General features: G+C 36.3%; 19 protein-coding genes. 15 read left to right on the top strand and 4 right to left on the bottom strand.

Features of this window, described 5'->3' with window-relative positions:
* Positions 1–197: 197 nt before the first annotated feature.
* The 8 genes from ACYVHJ_RS10580 (at position 198) to ACYVHJ_RS10545 (ending at position 8,271) form a co-directional block, all read left to right on the top strand.
* Positions 198–350, top strand: a complete 153-nt coding sequence (locus ACYVHJ_RS10580) for a tyrosine-type recombinase/integrase (RefSeq protein ID WP_460514556.1) — start codon at positions 198–200, stop codon at positions 348–350.
* 399 nt (positions 351–749) lie between these two features.
* The gene (locus ACYVHJ_RS10575) at positions 750–1,394 is read left to right on the top strand and encodes a DUF4145 domain-containing protein (protein WP_460514554.1); all 645 of its coding nucleotides are present in this window, start codon (positions 750–752) and stop codon (positions 1,392–1,394) included.
* 2 nt (positions 1,395–1,396) lie between these two features.
* Entirely contained in the window at positions 1,397–1,975 is a 579-nt protein-coding gene (locus ACYVHJ_RS10570; protein WP_460514552.1) for a hypothetical protein, read from the top strand.
* Positions 1,976–2,607: 632 nt separating this feature from the next.
* Entirely contained in the window at positions 2,608–3,198 is a 591-nt protein-coding gene (locus tag ACYVHJ_RS10565; protein WP_460514550.1) for a TetR/AcrR family transcriptional regulator, read from the top strand.
* Positions 3,199–3,249: 51 nt separating this feature from the next.
* Positions 3,250–4,497 (top strand): beta-ketoacyl-[acyl-carrier-protein] synthase family protein, encoded by a 1,248-nt coding sequence (gene fabF / locus ACYVHJ_RS10560; RefSeq protein WP_460514547.1) that lies wholly within the window; start codon positions 3,250–3,252, stop codon positions 4,495–4,497.
* A 503-nt stretch (positions 4,498–5,000) separates the two neighbouring features.
* A complete protein-coding gene (locus ACYVHJ_RS10555; protein ID WP_460514545.1) occupies positions 5,001–5,837 on the top strand; it encodes a LytR/AlgR family response regulator transcription factor in 837 nt (278 codons plus the stop codon).
* A 120-nt stretch (positions 5,838–5,957) separates the two neighbouring features.
* Entirely contained in the window at positions 5,958–6,620 is a 663-nt protein-coding gene (locus tag ACYVHJ_RS10550; protein WP_460514543.1) for a CPBP family intramembrane glutamic endopeptidase, read from the top strand.
* A gap of 697 nt (positions 6,621–7,317) precedes the next feature.
* Complete coding sequence (locus ACYVHJ_RS10545) at positions 7,318–8,271, top strand: Fic family protein (protein ID WP_460514541.1); 954 nt, start codon at positions 7,318–7,320, stop codon at positions 8,269–8,271.
* 332 nt (positions 8,272–8,603) lie between these two features.
* Here the strand turns inward: ACYVHJ_RS10545 and ACYVHJ_RS10540 are convergent, their stop codons facing one another.
* The 4 genes from ACYVHJ_RS10540 to ACYVHJ_RS10525 all read right to left on the bottom strand — a co-directional run bounded on the left by ACYVHJ_RS10540 (position 8,604) and on the right by ACYVHJ_RS10525 (position 10,469).
* Positions 8,604–8,786, bottom strand: coding sequence for a hypothetical protein (locus ACYVHJ_RS10540; RefSeq protein WP_460514539.1), 183 nt, complete (start codon positions 8,784–8,786; stop codon positions 8,604–8,606).
* 136 nt (positions 8,787–8,922) lie between these two features.
* Entirely contained in the window at positions 8,923–9,675 is a 753-nt protein-coding gene (locus ACYVHJ_RS10535; protein WP_460514537.1) for a sensor histidine kinase, read from the bottom strand.
* An 18-nt stretch (positions 9,676–9,693) separates the two neighbouring features.
* Entirely contained in the window at positions 9,694–10,122 is a 429-nt protein-coding gene (locus ACYVHJ_RS10530; RefSeq protein WP_460514535.1) for a GAF domain-containing protein, read from the bottom strand.
* Between the two features lie 53 nt (positions 10,123–10,175).
* Complete coding sequence (locus ACYVHJ_RS10525) at positions 10,176–10,469, bottom strand: hypothetical protein (RefSeq protein ID WP_460514533.1); 294 nt, start codon at positions 10,467–10,469, stop codon at positions 10,176–10,178.
* Positions 10,470–10,812: 343 nt separating this feature from the next.
* Here ACYVHJ_RS10525 and ACYVHJ_RS10520 point away from each other — a divergent pair, with 343 nt between their 5' ends.
* From ACYVHJ_RS10520 to ACYVHJ_RS10490, 7 genes are all read left to right on the top strand, one after another.
* The gene (locus tag ACYVHJ_RS10520; RefSeq protein WP_460514531.1) at positions 10,813–11,760 is read left to right on the top strand and encodes a beta-propeller domain-containing protein; all 948 of its coding nucleotides are present in this window, start codon (positions 10,813–10,815) and stop codon (positions 11,758–11,760) included.
* A 225-nt stretch (positions 11,761–11,985) separates the two neighbouring features.
* A complete protein-coding gene (locus tag ACYVHJ_RS10515) occupies positions 11,986–12,789 on the top strand; it encodes a class I SAM-dependent methyltransferase (RefSeq protein ID WP_460514529.1) in 804 nt (267 codons plus the stop codon).
* A gap of 125 nt (positions 12,790–12,914) precedes the next feature.
* Entirely contained in the window at positions 12,915–13,976 is a 1,062-nt protein-coding gene (locus ACYVHJ_RS10510) for a ligand-binding sensor domain-containing protein (protein ID WP_460514527.1), read from the top strand.
* Between the two features lie 877 nt (positions 13,977–14,853).
* Positions 14,854–16,080 carry an adenylate/guanylate cyclase domain-containing protein gene (locus ACYVHJ_RS10505; RefSeq protein ID WP_460514525.1) on the top strand — a complete coding sequence of 409 codons (1,227 nt, stop codon included), beginning with the start codon at positions 14,854–14,856 and terminating at the stop codon, positions 16,078–16,080.
* Positions 16,081–16,402: 322 nt separating this feature from the next.
* Complete coding sequence (locus ACYVHJ_RS10500) at positions 16,403–16,996, top strand: hypothetical protein (RefSeq protein ID WP_460514523.1); 594 nt, start codon at positions 16,403–16,405, stop codon at positions 16,994–16,996.
* A gap of 250 nt (positions 16,997–17,246) precedes the next feature.
* Positions 17,247–18,731, top strand: coding sequence for a BNR-4 repeat-containing protein (locus tag ACYVHJ_RS10495; protein WP_460514521.1), 1,485 nt, complete (start codon positions 17,247–17,249; stop codon positions 18,729–18,731).
* Positions 18,732–19,423: 692 nt separating this feature from the next.
* Positions 19,424–20,824 carry a DUF1593 domain-containing protein gene (locus tag ACYVHJ_RS10490; RefSeq protein WP_460514519.1) on the top strand — a complete coding sequence of 467 codons (1,401 nt, stop codon included), beginning with the start codon at positions 19,424–19,426 and terminating at the stop codon, positions 20,822–20,824.
* The last annotated feature ends 2 nt before the right edge of the window (positions 20,825–20,826 follow it).

Here is a 20,826-nt window from a genome sequence, read left to right as displayed (position 1 = left end):
ATTTACTTTCCCAAGTCGCACTAAAAAGCTACCAGCGCAAACCAAAACTGGTCAATAATAACCTCTTTACTAAGGCAACTTATAAAATGGTAAAAATTGTGGTATACTTTTCAGTTGAAATAAACAGTGCTAAAAGAATTGCGAACCTATTATAAGGAATACCGCCCAAAAAATGGTTATTTGAGGAGGATAAAGGCATGAAGTATTCTGCTACAAGTGTCATGAAAAGAGTTTCGAATTCAGCCATAAGGGCAGGGATAAGAAAAAGAGTTAGGCCACATATGCTTCGACATAGTTTTGCTACTCATTTATTACAGTCCGGCACTAATTTAACCCGAATTATGCACTAGGCTTCGTAGTAGCCTGTCCTGAAATTTCTCAGGAAGGGTTGAAACCACAAGAAAATTAGGCTATTTGGAGACGAGGCATAGCCCAGCTATGGTGAATTCGAAAATAGTCTGATTTTGAAGTGGTTTCATCACGTAATAGAAGATCTATTGACTATTTCGGGTTTATGAATGATCCAGGTGTTACTAGGGCATTGCAGCTCCATTTCCACGGAGATATACAGTCATACTTTGGCTGTTTCCAATAAAAATGTGGTCTCACCCCTAGATTCCTTGTCCGAAACCCTTAATTTGACGGGTGAAAACAATGCAAAGGAGCTGAATACATAGTCGATATATACGTAACTCCCGAGCTAAACATGTATATATACAATTGTTGGCGTGCATTAAAAACAAAACAATATGCCAGATAATCTTTCAAAATTGGTTTCATGTGGTCATTGCAACAATATATCTCACATGAAGATAATTGGAAATGTTAATGATACAGAGTCAGATGTTGACCCAGAATACGGTCCAATTGGAGAATGGGGAACAACATATAGTGTGTTAGAGTGTCCAGCATGTAATAAACCAAATATAGTATCCTACGAGTGGCACGATGGAATGGAATCTGAAGATGAGATAACCTACAAAACTCTCTTCCCACTTGATAAAAACATACCCATTGGACTGCCTGAAAAAATTAAAAAAGCTTTTCAAGCTGCAAACAAAATAAAAACAGTAGATGTGAACGCTTATGTTATTCTACTACGCAGGCTTCTAGAGCTTGTTTGTATAGATAGAAATGCAAAAGGAAAAACACTTGCTTTAATGCTCAAAGATTTGGCTGATAAAAATGAAATACCTGAAAAACTCGTAAATGTTGCTAAAGGCTTAAAAGATTTTGGAAATATCGGAGCCCACGCAGGAATTGGGGAACTAAGTGAAAAAGAAATCCCAATTGTTACAGCTTTAAGTACAGCAATTCTTGAATACGTCTATAGTGCACCTTATTTAGCAACCTTAGCTGAAGACAAATTGAAAACAATCAAGGCTAAAAAGTAAATATGCTTACTGCTGAACAGAAAAAAGAATTTTCAAGTTTGCGGGTTGAAATAATTGACCTAACCATTTTAGCATGTTTTTATATTAGAAAATTAAACAGACTTGGTTATCTCTTCCAAAAAACGACCAGACACTATATTCTTGAAGAATTTAACGCTCTTAGATATATGGAAAATGGTTTGATTCTACACTTAACAAATCTTGATGATGACAGTTCTTTCTATTCTTTTCGAAAAATTTTAAAAGCAACAAATACGACTATAAAAGATCAAAAAGCTCTTAAAGTGCTCAGAAAGGACTTTGAATTATTTCGTAAAAATATCAACACTTTAAAGGTTCAACACAGAAACAAGCGAATTGCTCATTTAAATTACTCCCATGATTTAAACATTGACGAATTTTTAAATTTTGACGAGCTAATTAAACCTTTGATTATTCAGGCCAATGAAATAGGTGACAAACTTTGGGGAGAAAAAATAGAATATAAGTTTAAGCTAGGAACTTGTGAAGGAATACTAAATTTTAGAGAAATATTTGAAAAACTTGAGACCGATTTAAACGGACAAAAAGAATTTGTATAAAAAAAACGACACGCCAATCGTGTAGACGGCCCCGCCAGATTCCTCTGACGGGGAGCGCCTCACACACCACCGGACGTACGGGTCTCGTACCTGCCCTGCATTCCGGCTCTTCACTAAAATGATCCTAAGAGATCATTTTTTACGCTCAGCCCCAGTTCACTGGATTGTAGGTTGTGATTTGAGGTAATAGGAAAGCATAGATTCATATCCCTTTCTTCTCAGGCGTGACAGAGTAATAGTAGTAATCAAAATGGGACTTTGAGCTATTTCCCAGCCTCTTTTCCTTTCCTGCCGCCACCAAGCTACTACCAGCAAACCGCCCTGTGGAAAACAGTGCTATCTGCTAATGCTTCGCCACAGGTATTCACCGGCTGGAATAATTTGGTATCTTCGATACCAGACGCTCATGCAGGGCACACACAATGTATAAAAATAAGTGCCGAGACAGTTGTAAATTAAAAGGTTTTAGCCCCCTTCAACTAGGTAACGATTTGATAAGTTTCAAGCCCGCAATCGCCTACTTTGCTTATACTCAACGTTAGCCAACATATCGAGCAAGCAAAAAAATCATAGTAAAAACAAAATCAATATAAAAATTTGGAAACTCATATACCGTAGAGTATATTAGGGAAATGATAAGGTCCGAAAAAACCAGGCAATTAATAATTGAAAAGACTGCTTCTATATTCAATAAAAAGGGATATACAGGCACTTATTTATCCGATTTGACCAATGCTACTGGATTAACAAAAGGCAGTATTTATGGCAATTTCAAAGATAAAAATGAAGTTGCTCTAGAAGCTTTTAAATTCAATTATAAATTTCAGACGCGTCAAATAATTAACAAAATTGAAAAAGAAGACAATTCAGCAAATAAATTAATTGCATTTCTAAATCATTATAAAACAGCATTTAAACCAATTTTCAATAATGGAGGTTGTGCAATCCTAAATACTGCAGTTGATACGGATGATGGAAATGAAATATTAAAAAAAGAAGTTATAAAAACTATTCACAATTGGCATAAAAAAATTGAATCAATCTTAATTGATGGAGTTAATAAAAAAGAACTCAAAGAAATAGACATCGACTTATTTTCCTATCGAATGATTGCTATAATTGAGGGCAGCATTTTATTGGCAAAAACATTGAACAAACCAGAGATTTTATTAAATAACATAGAACATCTAGAGACAGAAATTCAACAATTAAAACAGCAGTAAAAAAATTTAATCACACATATACCTTACGGTATATGATAAAAATATATAAATATGAATAGAGTAGTAATAACAGGACTAGGGGCAATTACACCTATTGGAACAAATGTAAAACAGTATTGGGAAAATCTATTGAAAGGTGTTTCTGGTGCAAATAAAATAACACGTTTTGATGCAAGCAAATTCAAAACTCAATTCGCTTGTGAAATAAAAGACTATGACGCTTTAGATTATTTTGACCGAAAGGAAGCTAGAAAACTTGACAGGTTTAGTCAATATGGACTAATTTCAGCTGAAGAAGCCATCAAAGATGCTAATCTCGATTTTTCACAATTGGACACGAATAGAATTGGTGTAATTTTTTCGAGTGGAATTGGTGGCTTTGAAACCTTTGAAAAAGAAATAATTGATTATACAAATGGGAATTTTAACCCTCGTTTTAATCCGTTTTTTATACCAAAAATAATATCCAATGGTTTGTCTGGTATAATTTCAATTAACCACGGTTTAAGAGGTGTAAATTATTGCCCTGTCACCGCTTGTGCTTCATCAACACAGAGCATAATTCAAGCCTTTAATTATATCAGATTAGGAAAGGCAGCTATTATTATCGCCGGTGGTTCAGAAGCACCAATTACGGAATCATCGATTGGAGGATTTAACGCTATGAAAGCAATGTCTACCAATAATGAAAATTATAGTTTAGCTTCAAAACCATTTGATAAGAATAGAGACGGTTTTGTTGTTGGAGAAGGTGCAGGAGCTATAATTGTTGAAAGTCTTAATTCGGCATTGAAAAGAAATGCAAAAATTTATGCAGAAATTGTTGGTGGTGGAGAAAGTTCAGATGCTTACCACATAACTGGAACGCATCCCGAAGGTCTTGGAGCATATTTAGCAATGGAAAACGCAATAAATGAAGCTGAAATTATACCAAATAATATTGGTTACATAAACGCACACGCAACTTCTACCGGATTAGGAGATTTATCTGAAATTAAAGCAATAACAAAACTATTTGAATCAAATATTGACCAGGTACAGATTAGTGCCTCCAAATCTATGACTGGTCATTTATTAGGAGGAACAGGTGTTATAGAAGCAATATCGACATGTTTATCCGTGAAAACAGATTTAATTCCACCAACAATCAACACGACAGAAGTAGATGATAATATTCCGAAAGAATTAAATCTGTCATTAGGGAAGAAATCTTCAAAAAAAGTGGATTATGCATTAAGCAACAGTTTTGGATTTGGAGGTCATTGTTCAGCAATGATAATCAAAAAATACGTTGGCTAATAACAAAGCATTCTGACGGCTGGCCCTTCGACCCTTCGACTCCGCTCAGGGACCACAGGCTCAGGGAACGTGTTCAGCGACCAGTTCAGGGTGTTGGGAACTTGGTTGTTTTGGGGAATGGTTGGATAAAGGGGGTTTGTTTGCTAAGTTTTATTTTATATCACTTTTCTAATGGCTTAAGCGTGATTATTAAGCTGTCTTTGTCATTAGGACATACCTGTCCCATTAAGCCAATTGCCATTTATTCACTTCTAAACCCTTATACAATAAAAAGAATCTAGCTGTAAGTCCAATTTTAACCCTTTCCAATAAATATGTGGTCTCTCCTTTAGATTCCTTGTCCCAAATCCTTAATTTGACAGGGAAAAACAATGCAAAAGAGCTAGGTAAATAGTCGATATATACGTAACTCCCCTGCAAAACAAAGCTATATATAATTGTTAGCTGCAATGGTAAAAACACACCATCTTACAATAAATTGACTAAAAAAGAACTTCTAATTAATGAGTACTTCACAACCAACCAAAAATGCATTAAAAACAATATCGCTTAAATTTAACCATAGTTCTCTATGGAGTTGGTTTCAGAAATTAATTGTCTTTATAATTTTCTCTTTAGTCGTAAACCATTTATCATCTCCGGAGAGTTTTCCAGATGGTAAATCGTATAGATTCCCTGTAGAAGGTTTTCTATCTACTATTGCTTTGTGTATTCTTATAGGAATCATAGCAGAGCTTAATTTTAAACATTACAAGAAAAAGTATTTCTCTAAAAAAGTAGAAATCACTTCTATCTCATGGTATATGGTCTCTACTCTTGGGTATATTACCATCATGTATATTCCGTTGGGTATTGTCTTAAATAAAATTTCGGGCGGAGAAACTGAATTCTATTACTTATTAATTGGACTGCTTATTACCTTGTTGTTAAGTATCATTCTCATAGGGTTAGCATATTCCCTAGATATCTATAATTTATATAAGCTATCTATAAAAGATAATAAAATTATAATTGAAAGCGGTGCGAAAATAACTAAGCTTACTTACGAAAATATTGCGTATTTCTATAGCGAAAACAAAATTGTCTATACTATTCAAAACAATGGTACCTCTATTACCACCGATTTTACATTGAATGAACTCGAGGAAAAAATAAACGACCAATTATTTTTTAGAGTTAATCGTAAAATTATTATTCATAAAGATGCGGTAGACCAAATTGAAAAGATTGAAAATGGCAAGTTGCGGATTACTTTAAAAACTTCAATTGAAAATGATGCCATTACCGAAATCAACATCAGTCGATATAAGCGAAAAGAATTTATGAATTGGTTTCAATAAATTAAAAGCTATCGACCATCCAGTTATCAATTTCCTACCATTCAGTAAAAACATTAATATTTAAAGGGTTTTTTGGGAATCCAGTTCATTACTTCGTCTCAGAATTTAAAATCAAAAAAGATGAAAAAAATGACCTTACAACAAATAGTAATTCCATTAGTGACCCTTGCTATTATTTGTTTCATGTACTTTGGACCAATCACAAGAACACCTTTTGAAAATATAATTATCTCTATTATAATCATTATAGCTAATTATATAGAATTCAAGGGAAAACCATTTTCAGCGCTTGGGTTTAAACGAGCAAAATTCAATGCAAAAAATCTCCTTGTACATGCTCCATTAGTTGCTCTGGGACTCTTTATTTTTTATGTCTTTGTTGTGGTACCTGGAATCGAGATGTTAACAGGAGTTCCTATTGACTATTCAAGCATGAGTCAATTGGAAGGAAATCTTGTGACCACCATCGTATGGTTATTGATAGTTTGGGCTACTTCGGGATTTGGAGAAGAAATCATTTTTCGAGGTTATCTTATGCAACAGTTCGTCAAATTCTTTGGAGACAGTAAAATCAGTCTTGCTATTAATATTCTAATAATTTGCGGTTTTTTCGGATATATGCACATGCAGCAAGGAATCACGGGGCAACTTGTTGTGGTAATTATCGGAGCACTTTTATCAATAATATTCTATATGCGCAAATACGATTTGTGGTTTATGATTATGATACATGGCATTTTCAACACGCTAGGTATTTTGAGTTTTTACTTTGGTTTGGCATAACTACACCAAGAAAGAACCTTAAACAATTAGACTTTTAGTTTGTTTGAATAAATGGATTTGACTCTTGCGCAATCGTAGCGCAAATGGACTAGTTACAGCATCAGTACGCAAAAAAACTCAATGTTTCGTACTTACTCGGACGAAACCACAACAGCTAATAACCAAGCCTTCTGACGGCTGGAACAGCCTAGTCTGAAGGCAATATTGAACCCTGAGAAATGCTTAGGGTACCCTTCGGCAAGCTCAGGGACCAGTTTGTCTAGATCACGGTTTTAGGAACTTGGTTTACTATGGGGAATGGTTTTCTCCTTTAGTTTTTTTAGCGTTGGGAGAATGAAAATTTACTGATTTTAAGTTTTTCTTTGATCTAGAGTTTCATTTTTTTAATGGCTATTTTTTACTTTTGAACGTACCAGTCCCGTTAAGTCAGCTGAGGCACATTTTCACAGGCTTTTCAATGAAAGATTTTTTTCCGTCGCTAAAATGTTGGATATTAAGAATAAGTCTAATGCTAGGAAGAAATGGCAATAAAGCCGGCTTCCTGCCTTAGCAGGATTCGTTCAACCAGGTGTATAGTGCATACCCTTCGGGACACGCTTCATAGTGCGGCCGTTGTGCCCAAGTAAAAAATTCCGTTTCATAAGATAATTCAGATTAATGATGGTATCTTTGATAGTATCATATGATAGTATCACGAATGAAACCACCATACGAAATAACAACTTCTATTTTAAAGTTAATAACTTCAATTTCGGAAAAAATAGGAGAAGTAAATGCTAATTTATTAAATAAACCTTCACCTAAATTACGAAAGCAGAATAGAATCAAAACAATTCATTCTTCTTTGAAAATAGAAGGAAACACACTTACAGAAGAACAAATAACAGCACTTCTTGAAAACAAAAGAGTTATTGGTCCTAAAAAAGATGTTATTGAGGTTCTAAATGCAATTAAAATCTATGAGAATTTAGAAGAATACAAACCATCTAATGAAAAATCCTTTTTAAAAGCGCACAAAAACTTAATGGAAGGATTAATTGAAAATTCTGGAAAATATAGAAACCAAGGCGTCGGAATTGTAAAAGGCTCTAAAGTTGAGCATTTAGCACCTCCTTTTGAAAATGTGCCCTACTTAATGAAAGCCCTTTTTGAATATTTAAAAAAGTCTGATGAAATTGAATTGATTAAAAGTTGTGTTTTCCATTACGAAATGGAATTCATACATCCATTTTTAGATGGAAATGGTAGAATGGGAAGATTATGGCAAACTTTAATTTTAATGGAAAAACATCCAATCTTTGCGTTTTTGCCTTTCGAAACTTTAATTAGTAAAGACCAAGAGAAATATTATAAAGTTTTGGCTGAATCTGATAAATCAGGGAAATCGACTAAGTTTATTGAATATATGCTAAACGTAATTGACATTTCAATTGGTGAATTATTAGATTTTAATAATCGAACTTTCAATGAAAAAGACAGATTAGAATATTATGTTTCCTTAAATAAAACTGAATTTACAAGGAAAGATTATATGGATATTTTTAAAGATATCTCTTCTGCGACAGCAAGTAGAGATTTGAAAAAAGGAACTGAATTAGGCTTATTTGAAAAAATAGGAGAAAAAAACAAAACAATTTACCGTCTAAAATAACTGGGCACAATAACTAAGCATTCTGACGGCTGGCCCTTCGACCCTTCGACTCCGCTCAGGGACCACAGGCTCAGGGAACGTGTTCAGCGACCAGTTCAGGGTGTTGGGAATTAGGGTTACTATGGGGAATGGTTTTCTCCTTTTGCTTTTTTAGCGATGTGAGGATGAAAATTTGCTGTTTTTAAATTGTTCTTTGTCCTAGGGTTCCTTTTTTTAGTATTTATTATTGAATAGGTAAACGGTTTTGGAGCGAATTTTAGGCAGTTTTCACGCTTTGGACATACCTCTCCCATTAAGCTAGCTGGCGCTTTTTATTTTGCTTCCTGATTTTATTAAGCCAGTTGGCTGGTGGCTCCCTTTGGTCGAAAAAGGCCAGAGGATGCTATCTCCGGTTTGGCAAGAAGGGCAACTTTGAGCGGGGCAACCGGTTTTGCCACTGCTTCAAATGTCCATCGACTGCCTGTGCCTTTTGAGCTAAAAATCAAATCCCGGTACATATTCACAGGCTTTTTCAATGATAGATTGGTTTTTTATAGCTTGTAATTCTAAATATTAACGATTAGCCTAATGTAGTAAGGACCGGAATAATTGTTGAATTCCTGTCAAAGCAGGATTCGGCCAACACTGTATACAGCTTTTGGCCAGCAAGGATTATTTTGGAAGCGTAATTGAGAATGTACTTCCGACACCTAAAGTTGAATCAACATTAACTATCCCCCCTAAATTTTCTGTAATCTTTTTTACAGAAGCCAAGCCTATACCTGATCCCATTTTTCCATCCTTATCTGCTATTCCAACAATGCTAAAAAGATCAAAAACCTTATTTAATAACTCCTTAGGTATCCCATCTCCATTATCTTTTACATAGATGTTATATTGTTGTTCATTTTCAGAAAAGTTAATTTCAAGTTCCGGATTCCCCGTATGATTGTATTTTATGGCATTGGTAACCAAATTTATCATAATCTGCAATAAGGCAGACTTGTTAGTGAAAATGGCATTTGAATTGCCCTTTAAAATAAATTTCACTCTTCTTTCTGAATCCGCTATTTGTTGAAGCTCATTAAATATCTCATTTACCGGAATTAGCTCAAATCTATTTTCCAGTAATTCATCATTTTTGTAATACTTGAGCAAGCCATCCACATATTTCTTTAACGATTGGGAGGAGGATCTCAAATATTCTATGTAATTCTGTGATTCTTCACTAAGTTTCCCTTCATTTTCTTCATTCAGAAACTCAGTCAGCGAAATAATATTTGATAAAGGAGACTTTAAATCATGAGAAACTGTTTTGGCAAATTTTCTTAATTCTTCATTCCGCTTCTTTAATTCCTTTTGATATTTTATTAGAAGAAAATTTTGATATCGTTGCTCAAACAGACTTGTTACTTGCTGAGCCATGGCAATTAATGCATTTTGTTATTCTTTTGTTAACTTTCGGGGTTTTGTGTCATAGACACATAAAGTTCCAAGTTTAAATCCTTCCGAATTTGTCAATGGTGCCCCTGCATAGAAAATTGCTTGGTGTTCGGTAACTAATGGGTTATCATGAAATCTCTCATCTTTTCTCGAATCCTCAACAATTGTGATAGCATCTTGGGAATTTATTGCATGTCCACAAAAAGAAATTGCCCTAGGTGATTCATTAAATGGAAGTCCATAATGTGATTTCAAAAAATTTCGGTCCTTATCGAGTAGTGTTATCAGCGAAATTGGGGCATCACAAATGTAAGCCATTAATGCTGTGATATTATCATAACTACTTTCAGGAATAGTGTCTAATAATTGATATTTGTTTACTTCAAACTGCCTTCTTTTTTCGTTATCAGGTAACCTTGGAGGGATCATTTAATTTACTTAAGCTAATAAAGCTTGAAGATAATGAAATAAGATGATACAATTCATTGCGTAATTTTTAGTAATAAAAACATTTTATAATAAACAGGCATAATGACGGCCGGCCTTTCAGCCCATGACCATGTCCAGGGACCGTGCCAAGGGACCAGTTCACGGTGTTGGGAACTTGGTTTACTATGGGGAATGATTTTCTTCTTTTGCATTTTATCGCCTTGGGAGAATGTAAATTTTAGGATTTTGTTAGACAGGTTGGCCATTGGCCAAAATAGGGCAGTGTATGCGTTCTCCGGTTTGGCTACAAGGACAATTCTGAGCGAGAAGGCTGATTTTTTTCTCACTTATTTGACTGAACGAATCATTTCTTTTTAGAATCTATGACTTTATCCTGCATAAAATGGCCACCCTTCTGCTTTGCTACAGGTTTCCACACGCTGGAATATTTTGGTGACTTAAATACCTGAAGCTTATACCAAGTACACCCAGCATGTGTAGTGCATCCGCTTAGTAGCATTATAGGCGCCATAAACAAATTAATCATACTGTTCTTAAAATAATGGGGGAGATCAATATTTAAAACCAAGAGAAATCCAGGGGAATTAAAAGCGCTATGTAGCTCTGGTTTTCTCTCTCCAATCGCTTAACTTGCTAGTAAACCTATTTTTGAGTATAATAATCAAAAAAATGAAACTACACCAGTACCTACTTTTGCTATCAGGCCTACTTGTTTCTGCCTGTAGTTCTCCTAAAAACAACTCATCTGAACCTGTCAAACAAGCAAGTGCGGCAGAAATCACCCATTCTCTTTTTATTGCAGGCCCCGACTTTACCGGAATTTTGGGCGAAAAAGGAGAAGTCCTTTGGGATGCTGAACGTCCAGGTGCGAGAGATGGCTATGTTTTGGACAATGGACATGTATTGATTTGCTGGTCAGAAGAAGTAGTAGAGTTTGACAGGGATAAAAAAATAGTATTCCGGTATGAAAAGACTGCGTTGAATAAAGAATTGGGTACAGCTGTTCGTTTAGACAATGGCAATACCCTCATTACAGAATTAGGAGATGAGCCTCGAATATTGGAGGTAAACCAAGCAGGAGAGATAACTGTTTCCGTTCCTTTGCAACCTGAAACCGACAATGCGCATATGCAAACCCGTATGGCCCGAAAATTAGCCAATGGGAACTATCTTGTTCCCCATTTATTGGCCTTTGCGGTTAAAGAATATAGCCCTGCAGGCGATGTAGTCCAGACTTTCCGTACAGATCTACCCGAATTAGGTGGTCGAGAGGCTAAAAACTGGCCATTTACAGCGATACGTCTTGCCAACGGTAATACCTTGATCAATTTAACGAATGGGAATAAATCAGTTGAGCTAGATGGTGCCGGAAATGTAGTTTGGAAAGTTAGTAATGAAGATTTTGAAGGAAATCCTTTTCAAGATCCTTGTGGTGCCCAGCGTTTACCCAACGAAAATACGGTAATTGCGAGCTATGGAGCGAAAGAGGGGATCAAACTTTTTGAATTAACCCCTGAAAAAAAAATGGTCTGGAAGTACCAAGGGGTAAACAGGGTGCATCATTTTCAGGTATTAACGACCAATGGAGTATCCCTGAAGGGAACCCCTTTAAAATAAGTGGTAATGTTTGTCCAACTTCGTTTTTACTTTAGAGTTGTCTGCAGGAGGAAAAGGGTACGTTTTCCCAAGGCAAAGAAAAAGGCATCGCAACACCCATTATCTAGCTATTGACCAAGCCTTACTAGTCCTTATATTGGCTTATTCAAACATTAGCTACTCTTATGTTGGCTTTAATTAAAGAAATCTTACGAATCAAAAATTACACTTAAACATTAAACAATTATGGGCTCAGGTAAAATTCAAGGAAAACTTTGGGGACAAAAACCCGAAGATTGGGCTTCAATTCAAGAACCAACTGGTAATTCCGGATATGAACACGCATTAAAATCACTCAAAATGAAGCCTGCTCAAACTTTATTAGATGTCGGTTGTGGAACTGGTTATTTTAGTGATTTAGCTTACCAACAGAATATTGATGTAAACGGAATTGATGCGAGTGAAGTATACGTTGCACAAGCAAAAAAACGGAATTCAAAAATTAAGTTTTCTGCCGGGGAGATGGAAAATTTACCATTTTCTGACAATAGTTTTGATGTGGTTTGTGGATTTAACTCTTTTCAATTTGCCGCTAATATGAAAAATGCTCTATTGGAGGCAAAAAGAGTATTAAAAAATAATGGAAAACTTGTGGTGATGATTTGGGGTAATAAAGAAGATTGTGAAGCATTAACCTACCTAAAAGCCATTGAAAGTTTACTTCCACCACCACCTGGATCAGGAGGCCCGTTTGCACTTTCGGAAAACCAATTATTGGAAAAAACATTGGAAGAAATTGGATTTAATTTAATTAGCAATGACGATATAGCGTGCACTTGGGATTATCCAAATTCAGAAGTTGCATTAAAAGGGTTATTATCTGCTGGCCCTGCTGCGAAAGCTATTGAATACTGTGGTTTGGAAAAAGTGCGAGAAACCATGGTAAAAGCCATAAAACCACACACACAACATAACGGAAGTGTCATTTACAATAACAAATGGCGAGTAGTGATTAGTGAGATTACACTAAAAATGAAAACCGGTAATTAACATGACGAAAACTTAATCAAGTAGGTGACTATTTAGTAAACCTTGGTTTCGAGGGAGAGTTAATCGCTCTGAAAGTACCTTTCTTTGCCTGAACTTTTTGTGTCATATACGAATGAAAAATACTGATGGTAAGAATCAAACTAATTACTACAATAGCTCTGTCGCTGGTTTTATATGCTTGCACCGGACAAAAAAATAAAAAAGGGTTACAACCTGAAAATTCAGTAAATAAGGCAAAAGAGAATAATTCAAATACTGAATCCTCTTTTTCATCGGATTTCAACGACCAGATAAGTCAGGTCGTGAGGACTATATTTCAAGATAGTAAAGGGAATTTATGGTTTGGAACTCAAAACGGAGCATTTAAACTTGAAGGTGATTCATTGTCCCATATTGATAATTTAACCAGTATAAATGGGAAAGGTATTGCAATAAAAGAAATTACAGAAAGTAAGGATGGTAAAATATGGTTCGGACATACCGATGGAGTAAGCAGTATTGAGGGAAATACCGTGACAAATTATTACGAATCTGATGGATTAATTAGCAATGATGTATGGTCTATTACCGCGGATAAAAATGGCAATATTTGGATTGGAACCATAGCGGGTGTTTGTGTTTTTAATGGTCAAGAGTTTACAGAATTTGTTCTTCCCGAAGGAATAATAGACTCTACTTTGGGTATTTCAAGCACAAAAATGGTTCATAGTATATTCGAAGACAGTAAGGGCACATTATGGTTTAGTTCAAATGCCGGTCTGTTTTCATATGCCAATAATTCGCTTATAGATGTTTCTAAAAAAGCAGGAATTCAAACGAATTTTGTCAATGAAATATTCGAAGATAAAAATGGCGAATTCTGGGTGTCAACAAAAAAAGGACTATATAATTTAAAAGATAATAAGGCAACAAATATTACAAAAGAAAAAATTGTAACAGGGAAAGGGATAGGAAGTGTAGCGGAGGATAAAGAGGGTAATCTATGGTTTGTTTCAAATCAGCATTTTCTATTTACTTATAACCGAGAAAGATTAATTGAGTACAATAAAACAGAAAGTAATAAAGACCCAGTAGTTTTTCAAATATTTAAAGACCAAAACAATAGACTTTGGTTCGTTGGTTTTGGCGGTGCTTTTAGATTAGAAAATGGAAAATTTATTAACGTTACCAAGAATGGACCTTGGTAAAAAAATACAAACGCACAACAATTAAACTAAAATGATGCGATTGGGCTTCGGTTCATTGTAGTCCTGAACGGTCAAGATTAGTACGCAGGTTTAGGTAGCTTTCTCCCAGAAGTGAAAGATTTGACCAAGCCTTATTAGTCCTTAAATTGTCTTATTCAAACATAAGAGACCCGATTGTTTAAATGTGAAACCAACTCTAGAACCTCCTAAAACACTTTGCCTACCAGAAATAGATGAAGTTCCGATGAACGCTTCAATTAAAAAAAGAATTCGAATAAATAGCTACAGGTTATAAATAAGTATTCTGACGGCCCTTCGACAAGTTCAGGAGCTGGGATTTAATTCAAGGCCAAGTTCTGGACATTGGGTCTAATTCAAATTATTGGAACCTGTGAAAATAGTTTTCCTCTTTTTAAAGCTTTTTGAAATTAAAATTTACTGATTTTTTAAACCAATAGGCTACAAAAGCCCTTTGGGATAGGCAAGCCTCTGTTTGCAGTCCTCCATTTTGCTGCCCGAATACTTACTGAGCGGAAACTTGGTTTTTTCTTAACTTTCTGAATTTATCTCTCTTCAGCAATTTTGGTATTGTAAATCCAAGAAAAGCATCTTTTCACCTCCCTGTCCGATGGTTAATTGCTTTTTTTTTCATAGCTTAAAATATTGAATAACAACGAAATCTCTAAGACAAATAGAAACGCAATTAAATTCCTGTGCATCATTCATCATGCAAGGGCATTAGTTAATGCGATTTTAAAGATATAGCGATCACTCTTTTCTAGAAAAGTTTTGACAAATTTTCTTGGGTAAGCATCTCCTCAAAATTTGGTTCGGCTTTATTAAAAATTAATCATACAGGGACATTCATTAAGACCACATGCCCAATTATAATAAAAATGAAAACCCAATTATTCAAAGAATAGTTGATGTGGGAACCAAAAACGCATTTTCTATTGCTGAAACCAGGTATCTCCGAGTAACTAATATTGCCTCAATTTTAGGGCTTGTATTTATGGGAATTTGGATGGTTATTGCTTTTTACCTTTCAGACGCACCAATAATTTACATAAGCAACGGATTGATGGGGTTGATGTTTCTACTTGTTTTAATCTTTAACGGAAAAGGATGGCGGGTACTTGCTTCAACTTGGCTAATTCTATCTTCCTATTTTTCTGTTCTCCTATTTCTTTACCTGTTGGGATATTCTTCAGGCGTTACAGCATGTTGCTTTTTAATAATAGTTTTACCGCATATGACTTTCCCTAGGAAAGCACGGTACTCAGCCTTAGGCTTCAGTTTATTGGCCTGCTTTACGTTGATTTTTGCCGTATTGTTCCAATCCAAAATACAAGGTCAATATGATGTTTTGGACCCCTATTTATTACAAGTAGTTAATATCAGCATAACCGGATTCATTTGTCTCGCCCTTATATGGAGCATGTCTGTACAAATTGATAGATCAGAGAAATCTTTAATGGCTGAACAGAAAAAATCGGACAATCTCCTACATAACATTCTTCCGGTCAAAGTTGCGAAAGATCTAAAAGAAACCGGTAAAACAATACCCCAAAGGCACCAAAAGGTGACTATATTATTTACTGATTTCAAAGGTTTTACGGAGTTAGTCTCATCCATTTCAGAGATCACTTTGGTCAATGAATTGAATGACATTTTTGGACGGTTCGATGAAATCGTTGAGGAGGCAGGAGTTGAGAAAATTGAAACCATAGGTGATGCCTATGTGGCTGCATGTGGGCTTGGAGAAGGAATAACGGAGCATGCCAAGAACTGCATTTCAGCCGCCCAACAGATGATTTACTACCTTGATGAAAGAAATTTGACCCATGAAATAAAGTGGAGAATGAGAGTTGGTATACATTCCGGACCTATTGTGGCCGGAGTCGTAGGAAGAAAAAAATTCAGGTATGACCTTTTCGGTGATACAATTAATACAGCAAGTAGAATGGAGTCATCCGGAGAACCCGGCAAAATAAATATTTCAGCACCAACCTATCAGCTAGTCAAAAATGACATTGATTGTGAATACAGAGGGGAAATTTATGCCAAAGGAAAAGGGGAAGTGGACATGTACTTTGTAAAATAACCTATGGGCAATAAGCGCACTTGATTTACAAAAATTAATAAGCCAAGATCGTAGATGCCTGTAATGATAAATTGTTCTTATGAAAAAATACAACCTACACATCGTTTTTGGACGATCAATAAAGTGTAATTTATTGGTGAGTTGGACAGTTTTTCCGAGGTTAGATTCAATCCCAATGATCCGATCCTACCGAAAACAGTCGAAATTAAACCCCTTGTTACTACCACCAACCATTAGCATTTACTAGAAAAGGGAAGCTATATTTAAAACCTTAGTAATTGTAATAAAATTCAATCTGACAGGTCCTATTAAATTAAATCATATGAAAAATCTATTCTTACTAATACTTGCAATAGGCATACTTATCGCCTGTGAGGAGTCCACTAAATACGGCACCACCAATCAACCTTCGCTAGCTGATTATCAGGTGGGTGAGAAATGGGTCTGGAAATATAAAGGAGTGACTACGGAGGGAGAAGTACGCTCGGATGGAAAAGATACGCGAGAAATAGTCAGTATTGACGGAGTTTTAGGAATGACTATCGGTAATGACACCATTCCTGTATCCGAAATCGTTAAACCGGAAGAAAGCGAAACACCTAAGTATGCTTGGCCTCTGGAAGTGGGTAAAAAGTGGAAATATGAAAACAATTGGACAAGTCAAGATGGAACAACGGGAAACCAAAGTCAAGTGGCTGAGATACTGTCTTACCGAGAAGAAACAGTAGAAGCCGGAACTTTCATGGCTTACACAATTAAATACACTGGTAAAACCACGAACTCCAGAGGGTATAGTGCCGATGAAGAAGAGATTTGGCTGTATGCTCCCGAAGTTAAAACATTCATTAAATTGACTCAAAATCAAGGTGATTTTTTGTATATAGAGGAACTAACTGAATACTCAAAACCTGACTAAATTAAACCATTTTTTAAGCACTAATAAAAACAAAGCACCAAAACAAAGCCTGCTAATCGCCGGACCCCATTGACACCCTTCGACAGACTCAAGGATCGGCAACTTGGCCTAGGATCCATTATCAATCCTTATAAATAGATTGAAAATGGTTTTTCATCTTTTGATTTCTTTTATTAATATCGGCTGGCGTAGCAGGATTCGCTCAAAGACAATAGGTAACAAATAAACCAAAATAGACTTTAAAAAAATTATGGAAGTAATTAAAAAGACAATCCTTTTCTCATTCTGGTTGGTGTTAGGGCTTAATTCGGTAAAAGCGCAGAGCGATATTTACGGGGAAGCCAGATTGATAAATAAGCAAGCTGAAGGGTACAGAGGAATTTGGTATTATATCAATACTGCCGGACAGGCAGGAAAGGTCACCAACCAGTACAAATATAAATATAGCGGAGGGCTGGGGACCTATGGTGCTACACAATACCCTTTCTCAGTTTATGCGGAAGAGGTGGACAAAACCTTTTTCTGTTATGGTGGAACCGACCAAAGTGAGAAAACCCTGCTGCACATGGTCTCCTATTTTGATCACAAGACTGGCCAGGTGCCTCGTCCCACCATCGTTCTCGACAAAGCCACCGAGGATGCCCATGACAACCCCGTGCTTCAAGTGGACAAAGAGGGTTATATATGGATTTTTTCGACTGCCCACGGAGTCGAAAGACCTGCTTTTATTCATAGGAGTGTAAAACCCTACGACATTTCTGAATTCGAATTGATGCCGACAACGAAAACCGTGGATGGCAAAAAAGTGCCATTAAATAACTTTTCTTACATGCAAATTTACTATTCCAATACAGATGGTTTTATTGGCCTTTTCACCCATTATGAACAAATTGGCGGTCGTGTCATTTCCTGGATGAGGAGTGAGGACGGAATAAATTGGTCTGAGTGGAAAGACTTGTCCTTATTGGGCGATGGCCATTACCAAACAAGCGCAAATCAGGGAAAGCGAATCGGTACTACCTTTATGTATCACCCCAACAGAAAGGTAAGGGGTGGCCTGGACTTCCGAACCAACCTTTATTATCTTCAGTCGGATGATTTTGGAAAAACCTGGAATACGGTTGATGGGGCAACAATAGATTTGCCACTGCGGGAGATAGCTAATCCGGCAATGATATACGATTACGACGTTGAAGATCGCAATGTTTATATTGACGATTTAAATTTCGACAAGGAAGGAAGACCCATAATTTTATACAAAACAAGTAATGGACCCCTGCCGGGACCGGTTCACGGACCACGAATGTGGCATACTGCCTGGTGGAATGGGAGCCGCTGGGAAATCCAATATTTCACACCCGCAGGAAACAACTATGACAGCGGTTCCATCTATGTCCAGGAGGATGGAAGTTGGAAAGTAATCGCCCCAACTGCAATGGGTCCACAAGATTACAACACCGGTGGGGAAATGGAAATGTGGGAGAGCAAAGACCATGGAAAAACCTGGACAAAACTGAAAATGTTGACCTGGAATAGCAAGTACAACCATAGTTATGCCCGGCGTCCTGTCAATGTGCATCCCGACTTTTACGCTTTCTGGGCAGACGGTCACGGGCGCGAACCTTCAGAATCAAGATTATACTTCTGTGATCAGGAGGGCAATGTTTACCGACTTCCTCAACAAATGAAGGGTGATTTTGCAAAACCCGAGTTGTATACATTTAAAATGAAATAAATGCTGCACAGTCCCTTTGGCACCCCGCTACCAGTTGATACAAATAATCACCCTATTCTAACCTGAAGTTAGGAAAGGGCTCTTTGAATGGGTCGACTTAAATCAGGAGACAAAATGCTCAAATCTAACTAATCTCAAAAGTTAAAATTTAACTTATGCTTTTTATTTAAGGGGGCAGCATCTGCCGGAATGTCCGATAAAACCAATTAATTTCAAAGGGGTCAAGATGCTCCGATATTTCCAGCGATCGCAAGTTTATTTGGACAAAAAAGCCTCTAAAAGTAATCGAGACCTACAACACTATTGAAAATATAGAGCTAAAAGGAGAAGTTTTGAATAAGGAGAACTTATCCGTTAAATAATAAGAACATTATTAAAATCCGGTTTTCTGAAGCCTCTGGCAAGCATTGCGACAAAAAAAAACTCCGACAAAGCTTTTCCTGAAATCGATCCGGAACACTCTCCCATAAGTGACTTTCACTTATTGTTATAATTTGATATATTCAATAATAGAATACTTATGCCGGAAACTAACAGTAAATAAATGGAGGGTTGAGAAAGTAGCCAATAAAAGGGCAATGGTCACTTCAACTTCTTTATTACCTCTCAGAAGCCAATAAAAATTTTAGGCTTCTGCAATCAAAAGATCGATACCCGTGGCCACAGAGTAATTATATACTAAATAAAGATTTATGATTTTAAGAAATTTGATATTAACCGTAATAATTTTTGTGGCAATGCCGGTATTTGCTCAACAATCTCAAAATAAAGAAATTTTAAAGCCTCGCATTGTTGTGCTTACCGATGTTTCCACTTGGGAAACCGACGATAGCGAATCATTGATTAGGCTTCTTGTACATGCAGATTTATTTGAAATTGAAGGGATAATTTATACTACAGGCTGGAGCCATGAGGTGCTGCGCGATGATTTTATTGATTTAATTCATGATGCCATTGATGCGTATGAAAAAGATTTACCAAACCTCAAGAAACGCTCTAATCAGCTTACCTTCCAAAAAGATGAAACCCGGCAACTAATTGGGTATTGGCCAAGTCCTGATTATTTACGGCAACATACTGTTTTTGGTAGCAAGCAGAGGGGAATTGATAAAATTGGCATAAACAATATATCTGACGGCAGTAATCTAATTATTAAACTAGCAAATGAAAATGATGAACGCCCTCTTTGGGTTTTGCTTTGGGGAGGCGGAAATACCTTGGCACAATCCATTTGGCAGGTTCAGCAAAACAGCAACGAAGATGAATTAAAGGCCTTCTTGCACAAAATACCAACTTATGCTATCACTGACCAAGACAGGTCCTATAAGGGAGGTACTCCTTTCCACATAAGTTCGCATCAATGGATGAGAAAGGAATTTGAAAAAGACTTGAAATTCCTTTGGGATGAGTGTGCATGGAAATACCAAAACGGCAACGGAAAAAGGAATTGGGATGAATATGCTCAGCATATACAAAACCATGGAAATCTCGGAAAAATCTATCCAAAGTATAAATACGGAGTTGAAGGCGATACTCCATCATTCCTATACCTAATGCCTAATGGCTTAAACGACCCTCTTGTTCCTAATCAAGCCAGTTGGGGCGGTTATTTTGAATGGGGAATTTCACCTGATGATTCTACTTTTGCCTATAATAACCATACAGGAAAAGTGAAGCAAATTTGTAGTAACTATGCTGCTTATTTTTATGCCGCCACCTTTAATAATTTTGCCGCTCGAATGGATTGGGCCTCTAAAGGTATAGGGAATCGAAATCCAATAATCGTTTTAAATGGAAATGAAGGGATTGACTTGGTTCACATCGAAAAGAAACAAGGCGAAGCAATTGTCCTTGATGCCTCAAAAACATTCGATCCGGAAAATGATCCACTGACTTTTAAATGGTGGGTAATGCCGGAAGCAAGTACCTATAAAGGCAAGGTCGCAATTGAAAGTAAAAATTCAGATACCATTACCATAGACATCCCATCTGATGCGGCGGGTAAAACAATTCATATTATTTGCGAAGTTACCGACAAGGGTGTACCATCACTTACAAGTTATCGGCGGATAATAATCGCTCCAAAAAACTAATT

It is taken from the genome of Cyclobacterium sediminis, assembly GCF_054781075.1.
Note: the sequence above shows the minus strand (reverse complement) of the source record. Positions and strands in the feature narration are given on the sequence as shown.